Consider the following 16,651-nt stretch of genomic DNA (forward strand, 5'->3'; position numbering starts at 1 on the left):
CAGTGCCTAGCGTTCTACCCCTCGGCGATCCGGCACCTGCGGACGGCCTCTTGCCGCCGCAGGTGCTCGACGGCGTCGATTCACGCCGATTTGGACTGTACGTGCACATACCTTTCTGTGCCGTGCGTTGCGGATACTGCGATTTCAACACCTATACCGCCACTGAGCTCGGCGGCGGGGCCTCGCAGGACGCCTACGCGTCCACTGCCATTTCGGAAGTCGAGTTCGCCGTCCAGGCGATGGATGCCTCGGGACTGCCTCGGCGGCCTCTGAGCACGGTCTTCTTTGGCGGCGGCACGCCCACCCTGTTGCCCGCCGAGGACCTCGCACGGATCCTGACGGCCGCCGTCGGGCACTGGGGCCTTGAAGACGGAGCCGAAGTCACCACTGAGGCGAACCCGGACTCTGTGACGCCGGAGTCGCTCCAACTGCTCGCCGAGGCGGGCTTCACGCGGATTTCCTTTGGCATGCAATCGGCTGTGCCTCACGTCCTCAAGGTCCTGGACCGCACCCACACCCCCAGCCGGGTCCCCATGGTGGTCCAGTGGGCGCGCGACGCGGGCCTTGCGGTGAGCCTGGACCTGATCTACGGCACCCCGGGTGAATCCATGGCTGATTGGCAGACCTCCCTCGAGACCGCCTTGTCCTACGAGCCGGACCACATCAGCGCCTATGCACTGATCGTGGAAGAAGGCACGAAGCTGGCGGCACAGATCCGGCGCGGAGAGGTTCCCGGAATCGACGACGACGACCATGCTGCCAAGTACGAGCTCGCCGACCAGCTGATCAGCGCCGCCGGGCTGGACTGGTACGAGGTCAGCAACTGGTCCCGCACACCCGAACAGGCATGCAGACACAACCTTGCCTACTGGCGGGGGGACGATTGGTGGGGCATCGGACCCGGTGCGCATTCACACATGGGCGGCGTGCGATGGTGGAACGTCAAGCACCCCACCGCCTACGCCGGCAGGCTCGGCAGCGGGGCCTCACCGGCCGCGGGACGGGAAACGCTCGACGCCGCAACCCGGGAAGTGGAGCGCATCATGCTGGAGGCGCGGCTCGGCACGGGGCTTCACGTCGATGCACTCGACAAGGTTGGCCGCCACGCCGTCGCGGGCCTCATTGCCGACGGCCTGGTTGAACCTGCGGCAGCCTTCCAAGGACGGCTGGTCCTGACCATCAAGGGCCGGCTGCTCGCGGATGCCGTGGTGCGCCGGATCCTCCCGGACTAGCGCGCGCCGCTGCCGAAGCGCGGAAGGCCGAAGCTCCTAAGGCGCCCGCGGACGCGGGCTACTTGATCCAGCGCAGGTTGAAGCGGTACCGGTGCGGCTGTCCGTGGTTGACCCGGATTCCGGCCGACACCGAGTAGCAGGTCACGGCGACCCAAATAGCGGTCGCCAAAACCGCGAACAGGTTTCCCACCACCGGGAGCAAGACGAGGATATTCGCGAGGACCGCCGCGATCGTCGGAGGCAAAGTGAAGTTGAGCGCTTCCTTGGATTCCTGGGCCGTGAACGGGCCGCGGTCGCGGAAGATCAGGTAGATCAGGAGCGAGGGGACACAACCAAGGATCCCGCCGAAGTGCGCCAGGGTTGCCCACTGCCGGTCTTCCGAGGCGGTCAAGGGCAGCGCATTGGCAGGAACACCGTGGTACTGGGACCGGCCCGAGGTGCCATCCCGATCGTCAGGAGCGTTGTCTGCCACAGTTTCTTCCTTTGGGTCTCTAATGGTCCAGTGTTGCTGTCCCAGAATACTTGCTTGGCGCGCCGTCAGCCGACCAAGTCCCGCGCACTGGCCGAGTGACCGATCATGGAACGGTGAGGAAATCGATCACTTCCTCCACGCGACCCAGCAACGAAGGCTCCAAATCGGCGTAGCTGCGGACTGCTCCCAGAAGCTTCTGCCAACCCAGTCCGATGTCTTCGGCCGTCTCATGCGGCCAACCAAATGCCTTGAGGATCCCGGTCTTCCAGTCCGTGCCGCGCGCGATCGCCGGCCATTGCGCGATACCCAAGGTCTTGGGCCGGATTGCCTGCCAGACGTCCACGTAGGGGTGTCCCACAATCAGGACGTTTCCTGCCGCGCCCGGCAGCGTCATGGCATCGGCAGCAATCCGCGATTCTTTCGAATCCGGTACGAAGTGGTCCACGAGGATCCCAAGCCGGCGTCCCGGGCCAGGGGAGAACGCGGCTATGGCCGACTTGAGATCGTCCACGCCATGCAAGGGTTCGACGACGATGCCCTCCACCCGGAGGTCATCTCCCCACACCTTTTCCACGAGTTCGGCGTCGTGCTTGCCTTCCACCCATATCCGGCTCGCCTTGGCAACCTGGGCCCGCTGGCCGGAGACGCGGACCGATCCTGACGCTGTCCTGCCTGTTTGCGCTGCACCCGTGGCGACGGCTGGGCGCGGGGCCGGCGGCAGGAGCTTTACGGCTTGCCCCTCGAGCAGGAATCCGAAGCCGAGCCGGTACGACTTGGACTTTCCCCGGCGGTCCTCCAGGACCACGATGTGCATCCCTCCGGACTTCTCCACCCTGGTCACGGCGCCAACCCAACCGGACTGAACGTCTTCCAGGACCATTCCCCGTTCAACGGGAACCTCCGGCAGTAGCCGTTTGGCAGGGGAGGAGAGGTCTTGCGGGCCCCAATTGTCGTAAGACACGGTCTTCACACCACTTTGCGCTAGGGGGATCGGTCACGGTCCGTGGCATTGCGCGGGACCGCGCGGGAATCGTGTTCGCCGCGAGCGGTACCAATGCTAACAACGAGGTGGCTCATACTAGACTTGTTAGCACTTGGGCATGTTGAGTGCTAATTGTTGAAATGTTGATTGGAGGTGGGCAGTGAGCGAACCACGCAAGCTTGAAGTGTTACGCGCCATCGTGGAGGACTACGTTCACTCCCGCGAGCCCGTCGGCTCCAAAGCCTTGGTCGAACGGCACCATCTGGGAGTGTCGAGCGCAACCATCCGCAATGATATGGCCCTTCTGGAAGAAGAAGGACTCATCGCCGCACCGCATACGAGCGCGGGCCGCATTCCTACGGACAAGGGCTATCGCCTGTTCGTCGACCGCATTTCCGAGGTCAAACCCCTTTCGGCAGCCGAACGCCGGGCCATCCACTCGCTGCTTGAGGGACCCGACGACGTCGAGGACATCCTCGAGCGCACCGTCCGGCTGCTCTCCCAACTGACCAACCAGGTCGCGGTCGTGCAGTATCCGCACCTGAGCCGCGCGCGGGTCAGGCACATTGAGTTTGTCCTTTTGGCGCCGCGCCAGATCCTGGTGGTGTTGATCGCTGATTCGGGCAAGGTAGAACAGGGCGTTGTGCATGCTGCGACGGACGCAGCTGACGAAGAGCTCATGGCCCTGCGTACGCGGTTCCTTGGAAGCATCGCCGGCTCCCAGCTGGACCTCATGCCGCAAGTGCTGCCCTCGGTGGTTGCATTGTGCCCGCCAGCGCTCCGGACCCTCGCCGGAGCACTTGCCCTCGGCCTGGAAAGGCTTGCCGAGCGGAGCCGCGACGAACGCATGGTGATGGCCGGCACGGCAAACCTGGCCCGCTCCAACGTGGACTTCCCGCTCAGCATCGGTCCGGTCCTCGAAGCGCTGGAGGAGCAGGTTGTCATGTTGCGGCTGTTGTCCGACATGGCCGAAGACCCCCGGGGCGTCACTGTCAGCATCGGCCGCGAAAATCCCTATGACGGCCTCTCCGAGGCTTCGGTGGTTGCCACGGGCTACGGTCCGGGAAGCAGTGCCAAGATAGGCATCCTTGGACCCACCCGCATGGACTATCCCAATACCATGGCGGCCGTCCGTGCCGTCGCACGCTACCTTTCCCGCATCCTGGGCGGCTGACAGCCTCGGCTGGAAACCGCCTCGCACGAAACGCAGTGGAACCGTATACAAGGAAGAGATACCGACTTTGAGCAGTCACTATGACGTTCTGGGCGTCTCGCCGGAAGCAACCGGCGAGGAGATCAAGAAGGCCTACCGCAAGCTTGCGCGCAAGCTCCACCCCGATGTGAACCCCGGGACCGGCGCGGCAGAGGAATTCAAGGCGGTGACCCACGCTTACGAGGTCCTCTCCGACCCTCAGAAGCGCCGCGTCTACGACGCCACCGGCAACGAGAACGGCACCGACAACGGATTCGGCGGCGGATACGCGGGCCAGGGTTTCGCCTTCCAGGACATCTTCGACACCTTCTTCGGCGGAGGCGGGGGCGGCATGCAAGGCCCCGCGTCACGCGTGCGCCGCGGTCAGGACGCCTTGATCAGTGTCCGCATAGACCTTCGCGAGGCGGTCTTCGGTGTCAACAAAAAGCTTGAGGTGGACACCGCGGTCGTCTGCCCGACGTGCGAAGGCTCTTGCTGCCGTCCGGGCACCCACCCGGAACGCTGCGACATCTGTGGCGGCTCGGGCCAGGTCCAGCGTTCCGTGCGATCGATCCTCGGCCAGGTCATGACCGCTGCCCCTTGCGGAACGTGCGAAGGCTTCGGCACGGTCATCAAGGATCCGTGCAACGAGTGCAACGGCCAGGGGCGCATTCGCAGCCGCCGTTCCCTGACGGTCAAGGTGCCCGGCGGCGTCGCCACCGGGACCCGTATCCAGCTGTCGTCGCAAGGCGAAGCAGGTCCTGCAGGCGGACCTCCCGGCGACCTCTACGTCGAGATCCGGGTCAACAACGATCCGACCTACATGCGGGAAGGCGACGACCTTCACGCCACCTTGAGCGTCCCCATGACTGCGGCGGCACTGGGTACCGAGCTCAAGCTTGAGACCTTCGACGGTCCCCAGGAAATCGACGTCAAGGCAGGCACGCAGTCCGGCGAAGTCATCACCCTGCGTGGACTGGGCGTTACCCATCTCCGCGGCTACGGCAGGGGGGATCTCAAGGTGCACCTGCACGTCGAAACGCCCGCCAAGCTCGACGCCGCACAGGAAGACCTGCTTCGTCAACTGGCCAAGCTGCGCGGCGAACAGTTCACCGACGGCAAGCTCGTGGCCAGCGGCGGGATGTTCGCGAAGTTGCGGGACAAGCTCGGTAACCTGTAGCGGTGAGCAACCCCGTCTTCTTCACTCCGGCCGGCACGCTTGAGGGGCTGGGCGCCGGCGACTTTTTCGTGCTCGACGGCGCCGAAGCCAGGCATGCGATCACCGTCAAGCGGCTCGAGATCGGCGAAGCCGTCGACATCGCCGACGGCGCCGGCAAACGGCTCACAGGCACCGTGAGTGAGACCGGGCAGGGAACCCTGACCGTCCTGGCTTCCGCGGTCCGGGAGGAACGCCGGCCCGCCGTGCGGCTCGTCCTGGTCCAAGCCCTTGCAAAGGGTGACCGTGACGAGCTCGCCGTCGAGACAGCAACGGAACTGGGGATCGACGCCGTCGTGCCCTGGCAAGCGGAACGTTCCATCGTCCGTTGGAAGGGTGACCGGGCCGCCAAAGCCCACGCAAAATGGCAATCCGTCGCCACTGCAGCCGCCAAGCAGGCACGGCGTGCGTGGATTCCCGAGGTGCGTGCCGCCGTCGACGGCTCCGGCCTGGCTGCGGCGGTTGCCGCGGCCAGCCTCGCGGTCATCCTGCACGAGGACGCGAAACGTCCGTTGCGGGAGGTCCTGGAGAAGTGGCGCTCCGAGGTTTCCGACGCGGATGCCGGGGTTGAACGGGAAATCCTGCTCATCGTCGGCCCGGAGGGAGGCATTTCGCCGCGCGAAGTGACAAAGCTCAGCGACGTCGGCGCTGTCGCCGCGCTCCTGGGCCATCACGTGCTTCGGTCCTCGACGGCGGGTCCCGCCGCCGTCGTGCTCGCAAGCGATATCCTCGGCCGCTGGTAGCCCGCAGCGGAGGTTGAGTTCAGCGCAGGTTGAGTTCAGCGCACGTTGAAAGAACGCGTGTCTGTCGCGACGTCGACATCCTTGGGACCCACAATGGAGACCCGCAATTCATAGCGGCCCGCTCCGAGCCCCACCGTGAAGCTGAAGGCCCCGCCTTGCGCCGGAACGGTTGAAGCTGTGGTTTGCCCGGTGAGGTAGGAGGACTTGTCGCCGTTGGGACCCTCGCGAAGGATCTGCCAATGCAGTTTCTTCGAGGGGTCCGTGCTGCGGCCGCTGAACTTGACCGGACCGGCAGGGAAGGTGACGTCCTCCTGCGGGTCGATGATCCACACCGGGGCCACCATGGAAGCGTCGCGGACCATCGGATCGCCCAGCTTGACCTGCCCGAATGCCATGTAGTCCGTGTGCCCGTCCACCAGGATGGTCACCTTGATCTGCTGTCCGGAATCGATAAGGCCTGAACTCGCAGCCGCGGCCGTAGCGGTGTAGACGAGCTGCTGGACCGCCCGCTGTGCCATCCCGGCATCGAGATTGGAATTGAACGCGTCCCGGGAAACATCCACCGTGACCACGTTCTTGCCGGAAATCGACGTTGCCAAGCTGCCCGGGTTCTGCCAAGGAGTGAAGAAATCATGATCGAACGGCTTCTGCGACATCATGATCCGAAGGGCCGTGGTCATCGGGTTCTCGTTGCCCGGGTTGTCACGGAATTCCCGGTAGAGGAACGTGTCCGTGTCGCTGCGCCCGATCCAGTACACCGGGATCTTGTTGGAGGCCTGGGTAGTTTCGAGGGGAGCGTTGCTGTCGGGGGCCGCCTGCAAGGCAGCGCTCGGGGTGGGGAGCGGCGTCGTGGAACCCTGGGCGGTGCGATCGGCAGTGCATCCCGACAGGAACAAGGCAGCCGTCAAGGCGGTCACAAGCACCGCGGAATGTTTCCGGGGGCGTGTGCCGTGTGGAGTGACGGCTGGCCTGGTGATCTTGGGTCCCTGCTCGTGTTCGGCCGCGGCAGCGGCGGGGGAGTCATGCGCCCGGCGGGCGCAGGGGCATTTTTGCCCATGAATCAGAATGTCACAGTCGCCCGCCCCCGGGCTGGCGTTTAGGTACCCGGGAAGCCAACTGCAATCCGATTGATACGCGGTCGATGCCGAGTTGATACCAAAGCGCCGCGAACCGGCCCTCCACGGCCTCGCCGGGAAAGTGCAGAACCACCCCGGAGACTGGCTGGCGTAGGATTGAAAGCAATCCGTGGCCCGCGTTCCTGCCCCAACCGGCAGGCGGACATCGGAGCAAAACGATGGACATCACCAAGCCGGAGGAGCACAGGCCGCAAGGCCAGCACTATGACAGAATCATTGAACGGGCGGCCCAAGGCCGGCAGCGTTGAGACAGGTCCGGCCGAGTTTCCACACTCTGTCCCGGGCGCTCGGACGGAAGTTGTCATCTTTGACGACTCGGATCAGATGGTTCAGACCCTCGGCAGCCATGATGAGGCCTTGCGCTACATCGAAGCCCAGTTCCCCGGCGTCGACTTCCATGTGCGCGGCAACGAGCTCTCCTTCAGCGGGCCGTCGAGCGACGTTCCCCGGATCATGCGGCTTCTGGAAGAAGTCCGCGCCTTGGTAGTCAAGGGGACGGTCATCACCCCGGAGGTGCTCCAGCAGCTCGTTTCCCTGTTGCGGAGCCAAACGCTGCAAAACCCGGTCGAGGTCCTGACCCACAACATCCTTTCGAGCCGCGGGCGCACCATCCGGCCCAAGACGCTCAACCAGAAAAACTATGTCGACGCCATCGACGACAACACCGTGATCTTCGGAATCGGCCCTGCGGGTACAGGCAAGACGTACCTGGCGATGGCCAAGGCAGTCCAGGCACTGCAGCTCAAGGAAGTCAGCCGCATCATCTTGACGCGGCCCGCCGTCGAGGCAGGAGAGCGCCTCGGCTTCCTGCCGGGCACGTTGAGCGACAAGATCGACCCTTACCTGCGTCCCTTGTACGACGCTTTGCACGACATGATGGACCCGGAATCGATCCCGCGGCTCATGGCTGCCGGGACCATTGAGGTAGCACCGCTTGCATACATGCGCGGCCGTACGCTCAACGACGCGTTCATCATCCTCGACGAGGCACAAAACACCACCGCAGAACAGATGAAGATGTTCCTGACCCGCCTTGGCTTCGGCTCCAAGATGGTTGTCACCGGAGATATCACCCAGGTGGACCTGCCCTTCGGCGCGACCTCCGGGCTCCGCATTGTCCAGGAGATCCTCAGCGGGATCGACGACGTGAACTTCACGGTGCTGGATGCTTCCGACGTCGTCCGGCACCGGCTCGTCGCGGACATTGTGTCCGCCTATAGCAAGTGGGACGAAAAGCACCGGATGCGTGCCCAGCACACGCCCATCCACGACAAGCGGGGAGAACACCGATGAGCATCGAGGTCAACAACGAGTCCGGCGTCCAGGTGGACGAGGCACAATTGGTGACGCTTTCGCGCTTCATCTTCGAGCGGCTCTACATTCACCCGCAGGCCGAACTTTCCATCCTCCTGGTCGACGAACCGGCCATGGAAAAGCTCCACATCGAACTCATGGACGAACCCGGCGCCACCGATGTGCTCTCTGTTCCGATGGACGAGTTGACGCCGGGCACACCGGGCAAGTCCGCTCCGCAGGGCATGCTGGGCGACATCGCCATCTGCCCGCAAGTGGCAGAGGTCCAGGCGCGCAACGCCGGCCATTCAACGCAGGACGAAATGCTCCTGCTCTGCACGCACGGGATCCTTCACCTGCTCGGGTTCGACCACGCCGAGCCGGAGGAAAAGGAAGAGATGTTCGGCCTGCAGCGCGAACTGCTGTCCGCGTTCCTTGGCAAGGACGCACCCATGGAGACCATGCTGTGACCTCGCTCATCCTGGTCGGGATGGCGCTGGTTTTCCTCAGTTTCGTCGCCCTGCTGACCGCGGCTGAAGCTGCCTTCACCTTCCTGCCGCGGCATGACGCGGAACAATCCGTTGTCAAGAGCCGGGGGAATTCACTTCGCAGCATCCTGGCGCAGCCCCTTGCGCACATTCGCGCGCTCCGGTTCTGGCGGATCTGGTTCGAGATGGCGGCGGCGGTGGCGGTCGCCGTCGTCATGCACAGTATCCTCGACAACGTCTGGCTTGCCGGTTTGGCGGCGACCGGCATCATGGCGATCATAGGATTCGTCCTGGTGGGGGTCTCACCCCGTCAACTCGGCCGCGCCCACTCGGGTACCGTGGTTCGCTTCACGGCGCCGCTCATCAGGTTCCTGTGCTGGATCCTTGGCCCAATCCCTGGCTGGCTCGTCGCGATCGGCAGTACGGTGGCACCCGGCGCGCCGAGCGGCGACGAAGCATTCTTCAGCGAAGAAGAATTCCGTGAACTCGTCGACAGGGCCACGGAATCCGACATGATCGAGGACAGCGAAGCCGAACTGATCCAATCGGTCTTCGACTTCGGCGACACCTTGGTCCGCTCGGTGATGGTTCCCCGGACGGACATTGTGAGCATCGAATCGGGGTCCAGCCTTGAGCAGGCCATGGCCCTGTTCCTGCGCTCCGGGTACTCAAGGATCCCCGTCATCGGCGAGAACGCCGACCAGATCCGGGGCATTCTCTATTTGAAGGACGTCGCTGCAGCATTGCACCGCCCCGAACAGGGCCCGGCGCGCCGGGACGTTGACGGCATCGCCCGCGAGGCACGCTTCGTTCCCGAATCGAAGCCTGTCAGCGACCTCTTGAGCGAGCTTCAGCAAGAGTCGACGCACGTCGCCATAGTCATCGATGAATACGGCGGCACGGCCGGACTGGTAACGCTCGAGGACCTCATTGAGGAAATCGTGGGGGAGATCGTCGATGAGTACGACTCCAACGACGCCGAGGTCACGGAGCTCGGCCCCGGCACGTACCGTGTCAGCTCACGGATGAGCATTGACGACCTCGGCGAACTTTTCAACATCGACCTCGACGACGACGAAGTGGACACCGTTGGCGGCCTCCTGGCCAAAACCCTGGGGAAGGTGCCGATCGTAGGCAGTGCCGTGCAAGTGGGCGGGATTTCCCTGAAAGCCGATAGGCTGGAAGGCCGGCGAAACCGGGTCAGCCATATCATTGCGGCAGCCATTCCAAAAGAAGACACTGACCTTGAAGACCTTCTCGACGAGGCCGACACAACGCAACAGGGAGTTCCACGTGAGCAAGCACAATAAGAAGTTCGACGCCGATCAGGACTTCGGCGGCTTCCACGCGGGTTTCTCGGTTCTTGTGGGCCGTCCCAATGCCGGCAAGTCCACCCTCACCAACGCCCTGGTCGGCCAGAAGGTCGCCATCACCTCGGCGAAACCGCAAACCACGAGGCACACGATCCGCGGCATTGTCCATCGCGAGGACGCGCAGCTGATCCTTGTTGACACTCCGGGCCTCCACCGGCCGCGCACACTTCTGGGCAAGAGGCTCAATGATCTCGTCGCGGACACCCTCTCCGAAGTGGATGCGATTGGTTTTTGCCTGCCCGCCAACGAGAAGATCGGCCCGGGCGACAAGTACATCGCGGCCCAGCTCGCCGCCGTCGGACGCAAGCCCATCATCGCCTTGGTGACCAAGACCGACCTGGTTGACCGGCAGGCCCTGACCGAGCAGCTCCTGGCGGTAGCCGAGTTGGGCCGGGAAGTGCTTGGCGAGCAAGGCTGGACCGATATCGTTCCGGTTTCCGCGGCCGACGGCTTCCAAGTCAATACAGTCGCCGACGTCCTGATCAGCCACATGCCGCCTTCCCCGCCCCTCTACCCGGACGGTGAACTTACCGACGAGCCGGAGGCCGTCATGGTCGCCGAACTGATCCGGGAAGCAGCCCTGGAAGGCGTCCGCGACGAGCTTCCGCACTCCCTGGCTGTGGTGGTGGAGGAGATCCTGCCCCGCGAAGGCCGCTCCGAAGACAACCCGCTCCTCGACGTGCGGGTCAACTTGTACGTTGAGCGCCCATCGCAGAAAGCGATCATCATCGGCAAGGCCGGAAGCCGGCTTCGCGAGGTCGGAACGAACGCCCGCAAGGGCATCGAGGCCCTCCTGGGAACCAAGATCTACCTCGACCTGCACGTAAAAGTGGCCAAGGACTGGCAGCGCGACCCGAAGCAACTCGTGAAGCTGGGATTCTGACGCTGGGGAGATCCCCGGTCCGGGCCCGTAAAATGGTCCGAATCCCATTTTCCGAGGAAAGGTTGAGCAAGTCGTGCAACGCCGCGATGCACGCGTACAAGAGCCCGGCACCCTTGGTGGCCGTGGCGTTGCACGCCACGGGGAAGCTCCCGGCGCCCCCCGCCACATGAATGTCCCCAAGGGCCTGCCTTCCTGGCTCAAGCTCACTGCCGCGACGGTGTCAGTGCTGTTGGTTGCAGCAATCGCTTTCACCGCCTACTGGGTCATCCGATTGCAATCGAATATCAGCACGGCGCCGTTGTCGGCCGGTGCCACCAGGACCGAAGGCGCGGCCAACGATGCCACGGACCGTCTCCAGATCCTGATACTGGGGTCTGACACAAGGGACGGGAAGAACTCGCAATACGGTTCCGCGCAGGATTCCAGCGGTTACGGACAGTCGGACGTCATGATGCTGCTGGACATTTCGGCGGACAACAAGCGAGTGAGCCTCACGAGCTTTCCCCGGGACCTCCTCGTGAGCGTCCCGGCATGCACGGATCCGAAGACCAAAACCGTGTATCAACCCCATTCGAACGTCATGATCAACTCGGCTATGGCAGAAGCCGGGATCGGGTGCGCCGTTGACACAGTGAACAAGCTGACGGGACTGCAAATCGACCACTTCATGATGGCCGACTTCAATGGCGTCAAGGAACTGTCCAACGCCGTGGGCGGGGTCAACGTGTGCGTGACCGACGCCGTCTACGATCCGGATTCCGGTCTACGGCTCGCCAAGGGAACATCGACTGTCCAAGGGGAACAAGCTTTGGCCTTCCTCCGGACCCGCCACGGTTTTGGCGATGGAAGCGACCTCGGCCGCATCCAGGCGCAACAGGGTTTCCTGTCCTCACTGACCCGGAAGATCAAGGCGGACGGTACGCTGGGCAATCCGCAGAGCCTGCTCTCGATTGCCGATGCCGTGACCAAGAACCTGACCGTCGATGAAGGCCTGGCGTCTGTCCAGTCGCTCCTGACCGTCGGGAGCCGGCTGAAGGACGTTGACTTGTCCAAGGTTGCCTTCGTCTCCGTACCCACCCAGCCCGCCGCTGTCGATCCCAACAGGCTTGAGTTGGTTCAACCGCAGGCCACCCAGCTTTTCGAAGCCATGCGCGCGAACCTCGACCTGACCACCCCAGGGGCCACTGCCGCTCCCTCGGCCAGTCCTTCGCCTACTTCGTCTCAGGGCCCGTCGAGTAATCCGGCGACACCGCCGAGCGCTCCCGCTGTTCCCGCCTATGACAAGGCCCTTCAGGCGGTGACAGTTGCGGACGGAACGGGCGTGGCGTCGCGCGGCCGGGAGATCGCCGCCGCCCTGGTTGGCGGCGGATTCACGAAAGCCGGTCACTTTCTTGCCGCCGCCGTGCCCAGGACCGTCGTGTACTACGGTGCCGGCTATGCCGATGTAGCACCGGACGTCGCGCATCTCCTCGGGATCCCTGCCTCGCAGGTGGAATCATCCAACGGTATTGCGGGAGTTCAGGTCTACATCGGCAGTGACTTCACCTCCGGGACCGGGTACGGAGTTGCCTCCGTTCCGGCCGACGTCGTCAAGCAGACCGCGGGCGACGTGAAGTGCCAGGTGGTCAACCCGGCACTCGTCCCGGGATAGTCGTTGCCGGCTACCAGATGCTGACGCGGTCCTCGGGCGCAAGCCACATGCCATCTTCGGCTTCCACCGCGAAAGCCTCATGGAAGGCGTCCAGGTTCTTGACGATGGCATTCGTCCGGAACTCGTTGGGGGAGTGCGGGTCCGTAGCGACGCGTCGGATTGCCTCCTCGGGACGGATGACTTGGCGCCAGCCGGCAGCCCAGGACATGAAGAAGCGCTGCTGGCCCGTCAGTCCTTCCAGGACCGGCGGCTCAGCACCGTCGAGACTCAAGAGGTAAGCCTTGTAGGCGATGGTCAGGCCGCCGAGATCGCCGATGTTTTCGCCGAGCGTCAGCTTCCCGTTGACTTTGTGCTCCGGAGCGGCGTAGGGGGCGAGGGCGTCGAACTGGGCCACGAGCTTTGCCGCCCGCTCTTCGAAGGCCTTGCGGTCCTCCTCGCTCCACCAATTCCGCAGCGCACCGCTTCCATCGAACTGGGACCCTTGGTCGTCGAAACCGTGCCCGATTTCATGACCGATGATGGCACCGATGCCCCCGTAGTTCACCGCGTCGTCAGCTTCCGCCGTGAAGAAAGGCGGCTGCAGGATCGCGGCGGGGAAGACAATCTCGTTCAGCAACGGGTGGTAATACGCGTTGACGGTTTGCGGGGTCATGAGCCACTTGTCGAGATCAACAGGCTTGCCGACCTCATCGAGGTGACGGTCGACGTCGGCGTTGTGTGCCCGCTCGACGTTGCCGAGAAGATCACCCGGGTCGATGTCGACGGCGGAATAGTCGATCCACTTGTCCGGGAAACCAATCTTGGGCCGGAACGCCTCAAGCTTTTTCAGCGCTTCAGCCTTGGTGTCCTCGCCCATCCAATCGAGGGCCGTGATGCTCTTGCGGTAAGCCTCGATCAGGTTCGCCACCAGCGCCTGCATCCTGGCCTTATAGCCTTCGGGGAAGTGGCGCTCCACGTAGATCTGGCCTACTGCCTCCCCGAGGGCGGCTTCGACGACGGCGACGCCGCGCTTCCAGCGGTCCTTGTTCCGTGGGGTGCCACTCAGGGTGGTGCCGTAAAAATCGAAGTTTGCGTCCACGAAAGCCGATGACAGATACGGCGCCGCTGCATTGAGCACGCGCAGGGCCAGCCACTCCTGCCACGCGGCAAGGGATTCCGATTCGACCAAGGCGGACGCGCCGGTGAAGAAGTCCGGGGTGCTCACGACAAGTTCGGTGAATTTGTCCGCTTCAATGCGTGCGGCATCGAACCACGCGTCAAGGTGCGGGAACAGCGCGCGGCCCTCTTCGGCGGTCTTGAGGTTGTAGGTCTTCTGCGGGTCGCGGAGAGTGACGTTGTCCCAGTGGTGCGCGGCGAGGGCCTTCTCAAGGGCTACGACGCGCGCCGCGGCAGCATCGGCGTCGGGAATGCCCGCCAGGCCGAAGAGCTTGGCGACGTAATCCGCATAGGCGCTGACAATAGCTTCGAACTTCTCCTCCCGATAGTAGGACTCGTCGGGAAGGCCGAGGCCGCCCTGGCCGATGTACAGCAGGATCCGGTCCGGGTTCCCGGCGTCGGGAGCAGGGTAGATCGAGAAGAGGCCGGAAACATCCGCACGGAACAGCCGGCCGGTCAGGGCAACCACGTCTGCCGGCGACTCCGTGGCGAAGACTTCCGCGAGCCGGGCCCGGACAGGCTCCATGCCCTTGGCCTCGATGGCTTCCTCGTCCATGAAGCTGGTATAGAGCCCGCCTACTTTGCGTTCGATGCCGCTGGCGTCCGGCCCCTTTGCCGCTGCCTCCTCGATGATTTCCCTGACTGCCAGTTCAGCGCCGTCCCGCAGTGCCGTGAAGGTTCCCTCGAGAGGGCGGTCGTCCGGAATGACCGTCGACTTCAGCCATGCTCCGTTGACGTGCTGGTAGAGGTCGTCCTGCGGCCTGACGCTTTCATCGATGTTGGACAGTGTGATCCCCGACTGTGGCACAAGAACTCCTTCGGACAACGGGCGGACCGGCGTATTACCGTTCCGGCGTCTGCATAGTGGACGTTGCTTCTGGTATTGCATTGTCATCATACGCACCCGTGTTACTGTGAAATCGTGCGTGCAGGAATGCTTCTCCTTAGCTGCCGCGGCGGGGCCTCGTAAGCGATCATTCGCTAGGCCAACCCTCGCTGCGGAGTTAGCTATGCCCGGCCAATCTTCCATCAAAGATTAAGAGAAAAGGCCCACGCCATGCGCAACGCACAAAAGCCCTCCGGAATGCCGATTCACCGGTACCTGCCTTTCCAGGAACAGATCACCGTCGAACTGCCGGACCGCACCTGGCCGGACAAAGTCATCACCAAGGCCCCGCGCTGGTGCGCTGTAGACCTCCGTGACGGCAACCAGGCACTGATCGACCCCATGAGCCCGGCCCGCAAGCTGAAGATGTTCCAGCTGCTGGTCAAGATGGGCTACAAGGAAATCGAGGTCGGTTTCCCCTCCGCTTCCCAGACCGACTTCGACTTCGTGCGGCAGCTTATCGAAGGCGGCCACATTCCGGATGACGTTTCCATCCAGGTCCTGACCCAGGCGCGTGAGCACCTGATCGAGCGCACGTACGAATCCCTCGTCGGAGCCAAGCAGGCCATCGTCCACCTGTACAACTCCACCTCGGTGCTGCAACGCCGCGTCGTGTTCAACCAGGACGAGGACGGGATCCTGGACATCGCGCTCCAAGGTGCCCGGTTGTGCAAGAAGTACGAGGAAACCCTCACGGACACGCACATCACGTACGAGTACTCGCCGGAGTCCTTCACCGGAACCGAGCTTGAGTACGCCGCACGGGTCTGCAACGCGATCGCCGACGTTTTCGAGGCATCCGCGGACAAGCAGGTCATTATCAACCTGCCTGCCACCGTGGAAATGGCCACACCCAACGTGTACGCCGACTCGATCGAATGGATGCACCGGAACCTGCACCCGCGGGAGGGCATCATCATCTCCCTCCACCCGCACAATGACCGTGGCACGGGCGTTGCCGCGGCTGAGCTGGGCTACCTGGCCGGCGCCGACCGGATCGAAGGCTGCCTGTTCGGCAATGGCGAGCGTACCGGCAACGTGGACCTGGTCACCCTGGGCCTGAACATGTTCGTCCAGGGGGTGGACCCGATGATCGATTTCTCGGACATTGACGAAGTCCGCAGGACCGTGGAGTACTGCAACCAGTTGCCTGTTCCCGAGCGTTCGCCGTATGGCGGCGACCTCGTGTTCACGGCATTCTCCGGTTCGCACCAGGACGCCATCAAGAAGGGTTTCGAAGCCCTCGAAAAGGACGCTGCCGCGGCCGGCAAGGCCGTGGACGACTTCACGTGGCAGGTCCCCTACCTGCCGATCGATCCCAAGGACTTGGGCCGCAGCTACGAGGCTGTCATCCGGGTCAACTCCCAGTCGGGCAAGGGCGGTGTGGCGTACCTGCTCAAGAGTGAGCACAGCCTGGACCTGCCGCGCCGGGCGCAAATCGAGTTCTCCGGTGTCATCCAGCACCGCACTGACACGGTGGGCGGCGAAGTCAGCGGTGCCCAGTTGTGGGCCATGTTCCAGGACGAGTACCTGCCGGCCAGCACGCCCGAGGGCCAGTGGGGACGCTACTCGCTGGGCTCCATCCGCACCGAGACCGATGAGTCAGGCGAACTGACCCTGCATGCTGACCTCCGCATTGACGGCACAGTCGTCCAGCGGACCGGCACGGGCAACGGGCCCATCGCCGCCATGCTGGACATCTTGCGCCAAGACGGCGTGGACGTCCGCGTGCTGGACTATTCGGAACATGCCCTTTCCGAAGGTGGCAGCGCAACCGCCGCGGCCTATGTCGAATGCGCCGTTGGCGAGCGGGTCCTCTGGGGAGTCGGTATCGATCCCAACACGAGCACCGCGGCACTCAAGGCGGTCATCTCGGCCGTCAACCGTGCCATCAGGGCAGTCCGCGCCTAGCGATCTGCCGTGGGGGGCCGTCAACACGGCGCCGCACG

Annotated in this window: 14 protein-coding genes; 10 read left to right on the forward strand and 4 right to left on the reverse strand. The window is 63.9% G+C overall.

Annotation, left to right across the window (positions count from 1 at the left end; translation table 11 throughout):
* Positions 1-2: 2 nt before the first annotated feature.
* Positions 3-1,232: a radical SAM family heme chaperone HemW gene (hemW, locus tag L0B83_RS10890; RefSeq protein ID WP_234758431.1), complete on the forward strand. Its 1,230-nt coding sequence runs from the start codon at positions 3-5 to the stop codon at positions 1,230-1,232.
* Positions 1,233-1,290: 58 nt separating this feature from the next.
* On the opposite strand, the gene L0B83_RS10895 is transcribed toward hemW, so the two are convergent.
* Together L0B83_RS10895 and L0B83_RS10900 are read right to left on the reverse strand one after the other, a co-directional pair.
* A complete protein-coding gene (locus L0B83_RS10895; RefSeq protein ID WP_234758432.1) occupies positions 1,291-1,704 on the reverse strand; it encodes a DUF4870 domain-containing protein in 414 nt (137 codons plus the stop codon).
* Positions 1,705-1,807: 103 nt separating this feature from the next.
* Positions 1,808-2,665 carry a DUF3097 domain-containing protein gene (locus L0B83_RS10900; protein WP_234758433.1) on the reverse strand — a complete coding sequence of 286 codons (858 nt, stop codon included), beginning with the start codon at positions 2,663-2,665 and terminating at the stop codon, positions 1,808-1,810.
* A 181-nt stretch (positions 2,666-2,846) separates the two neighbouring features.
* On the opposite strand from L0B83_RS10900, the gene hrcA reads away from it, so the two are divergent.
* The 3 genes from hrcA (at position 2,847) to L0B83_RS10915 (ending at position 5,837) form a co-directional block, all read left to right on the forward strand.
* Positions 2,847-3,860 carry a heat-inducible transcriptional repressor HrcA gene (gene hrcA / locus L0B83_RS10905; protein ID WP_234758434.1) on the forward strand — a complete coding sequence of 338 codons (1,014 nt, stop codon included), beginning with the start codon at positions 2,847-2,849 and terminating at the stop codon, positions 3,858-3,860.
* 67 nt (positions 3,861-3,927) lie between these two features.
* Positions 3,928-5,058: a molecular chaperone DnaJ gene (gene dnaJ, locus L0B83_RS10910; protein WP_234758435.1), complete on the forward strand. Its 1,131-nt coding sequence runs from the start codon at positions 3,928-3,930 to the stop codon at positions 5,056-5,058.
* 2 nt (positions 5,059-5,060) lie between these two features.
* Entirely contained in the window at positions 5,061-5,837 is a 777-nt protein-coding gene (locus tag L0B83_RS10915; RefSeq protein WP_234758436.1) for a 16S rRNA (uracil(1498)-N(3))-methyltransferase, read from the forward strand.
* Positions 5,838-5,872: 35 nt separating this feature from the next.
* Here L0B83_RS10915 and L0B83_RS10920 read toward each other — a convergent pair whose 3' ends face one another.
* Complete coding sequence (locus L0B83_RS10920; protein ID WP_372461186.1) at positions 5,873-6,760, reverse strand: GerMN domain-containing protein; 888 nt, start codon at positions 6,758-6,760, stop codon at positions 5,873-5,875.
* 417 nt (positions 6,761-7,177) lie between these two features.
* On the opposite strand from L0B83_RS10920, the gene L0B83_RS10925 reads away from it, so the two are divergent.
* The 5 genes from L0B83_RS10925 (at position 7,178) to L0B83_RS10945 (ending at position 12,661) form a co-directional block, all read left to right on the forward strand.
* A complete protein-coding gene (locus L0B83_RS10925; RefSeq protein WP_234758437.1) occupies positions 7,178-8,266 on the forward strand; it encodes a PhoH family protein in 1,089 nt (362 codons plus the stop codon).
* A complete protein-coding gene (gene ybeY / locus L0B83_RS10930; RefSeq protein ID WP_234758438.1) occupies positions 8,263-8,736 on the forward strand; it encodes an rRNA maturation RNase YbeY in 474 nt (157 codons plus the stop codon). The genes L0B83_RS10925 and ybeY overlap by 4 nt, the downstream gene beginning before the upstream one ends.
* Positions 8,733-10,064, forward strand: a complete 1,332-nt coding sequence (locus tag L0B83_RS10935; protein ID WP_234758439.1) for a hemolysin family protein — start codon at positions 8,733-8,735, stop codon at positions 10,062-10,064. Before ybeY ends, L0B83_RS10935 begins: the two co-directional genes overlap by 4 nt.
* Positions 10,048-11,010 carry a GTPase Era gene (era, locus tag L0B83_RS10940; RefSeq protein WP_234758440.1) on the forward strand — a complete coding sequence of 321 codons (963 nt, stop codon included), beginning with the start codon at positions 10,048-10,050 and terminating at the stop codon, positions 11,008-11,010. The genes L0B83_RS10935 and era overlap by 17 nt, the downstream gene beginning before the upstream one ends.
* A gap of 73 nt (positions 11,011-11,083) precedes the next feature.
* Positions 11,084-12,661, forward strand: a complete 1,578-nt coding sequence (locus tag L0B83_RS10945; protein ID WP_234758441.1) for an LCP family protein — start codon at positions 11,084-11,086, stop codon at positions 12,659-12,661.
* Between the two features lie 10 nt (positions 12,662-12,671).
* Here L0B83_RS10945 and L0B83_RS10950 read toward each other — a convergent pair whose 3' ends face one another.
* Positions 12,672-14,624 (reverse strand): M13 family metallopeptidase, encoded by a 1,953-nt coding sequence (locus tag L0B83_RS10950; RefSeq protein ID WP_234758442.1) that lies wholly within the window; start codon positions 14,622-14,624, stop codon positions 12,672-12,674.
* A gap of 249 nt (positions 14,625-14,873) precedes the next feature.
* On the opposite strand from L0B83_RS10950, the gene leuA reads away from it, so the two are divergent.
* On the forward strand, positions 14,874-16,613 hold the full coding sequence (gene leuA / locus L0B83_RS10955) for a 2-isopropylmalate synthase (RefSeq protein WP_234758443.1): 1,740 nt from the start codon (positions 14,874-14,876) through the stop codon (positions 16,611-16,613).
* Positions 16,614-16,651 lie beyond the last annotated feature (38 nt).

Source organism: Arthrobacter alkaliphilus, from assembly GCF_021483235.1.
Lineage (GTDB): Bacteria > Actinomycetota > Actinomycetes > Actinomycetales > Micrococcaceae > Arthrobacter > Arthrobacter alkaliphilus.

Coding starts and splice junctions, on each gene's coding strand:
- L0B83_RS10925 (WP_234758437.1), top strand. CDS start 7,178: ATGACAGAATCATTGAACGGGCGGCCCAAGGCCGGCAGCGTTGAGACA.
- ybeY (WP_234758438.1), top strand. CDS start 8,263: ATGAGCATCGAGGTCAACAACGAGTCCGGCGTCCAGGTGGACGAGGCA.
- leuA (WP_234758443.1), top strand. CDS start 14,874: ATGCGCAACGCACAAAAGCCCTCCGGAATGCCGATTCACCGGTACCTG.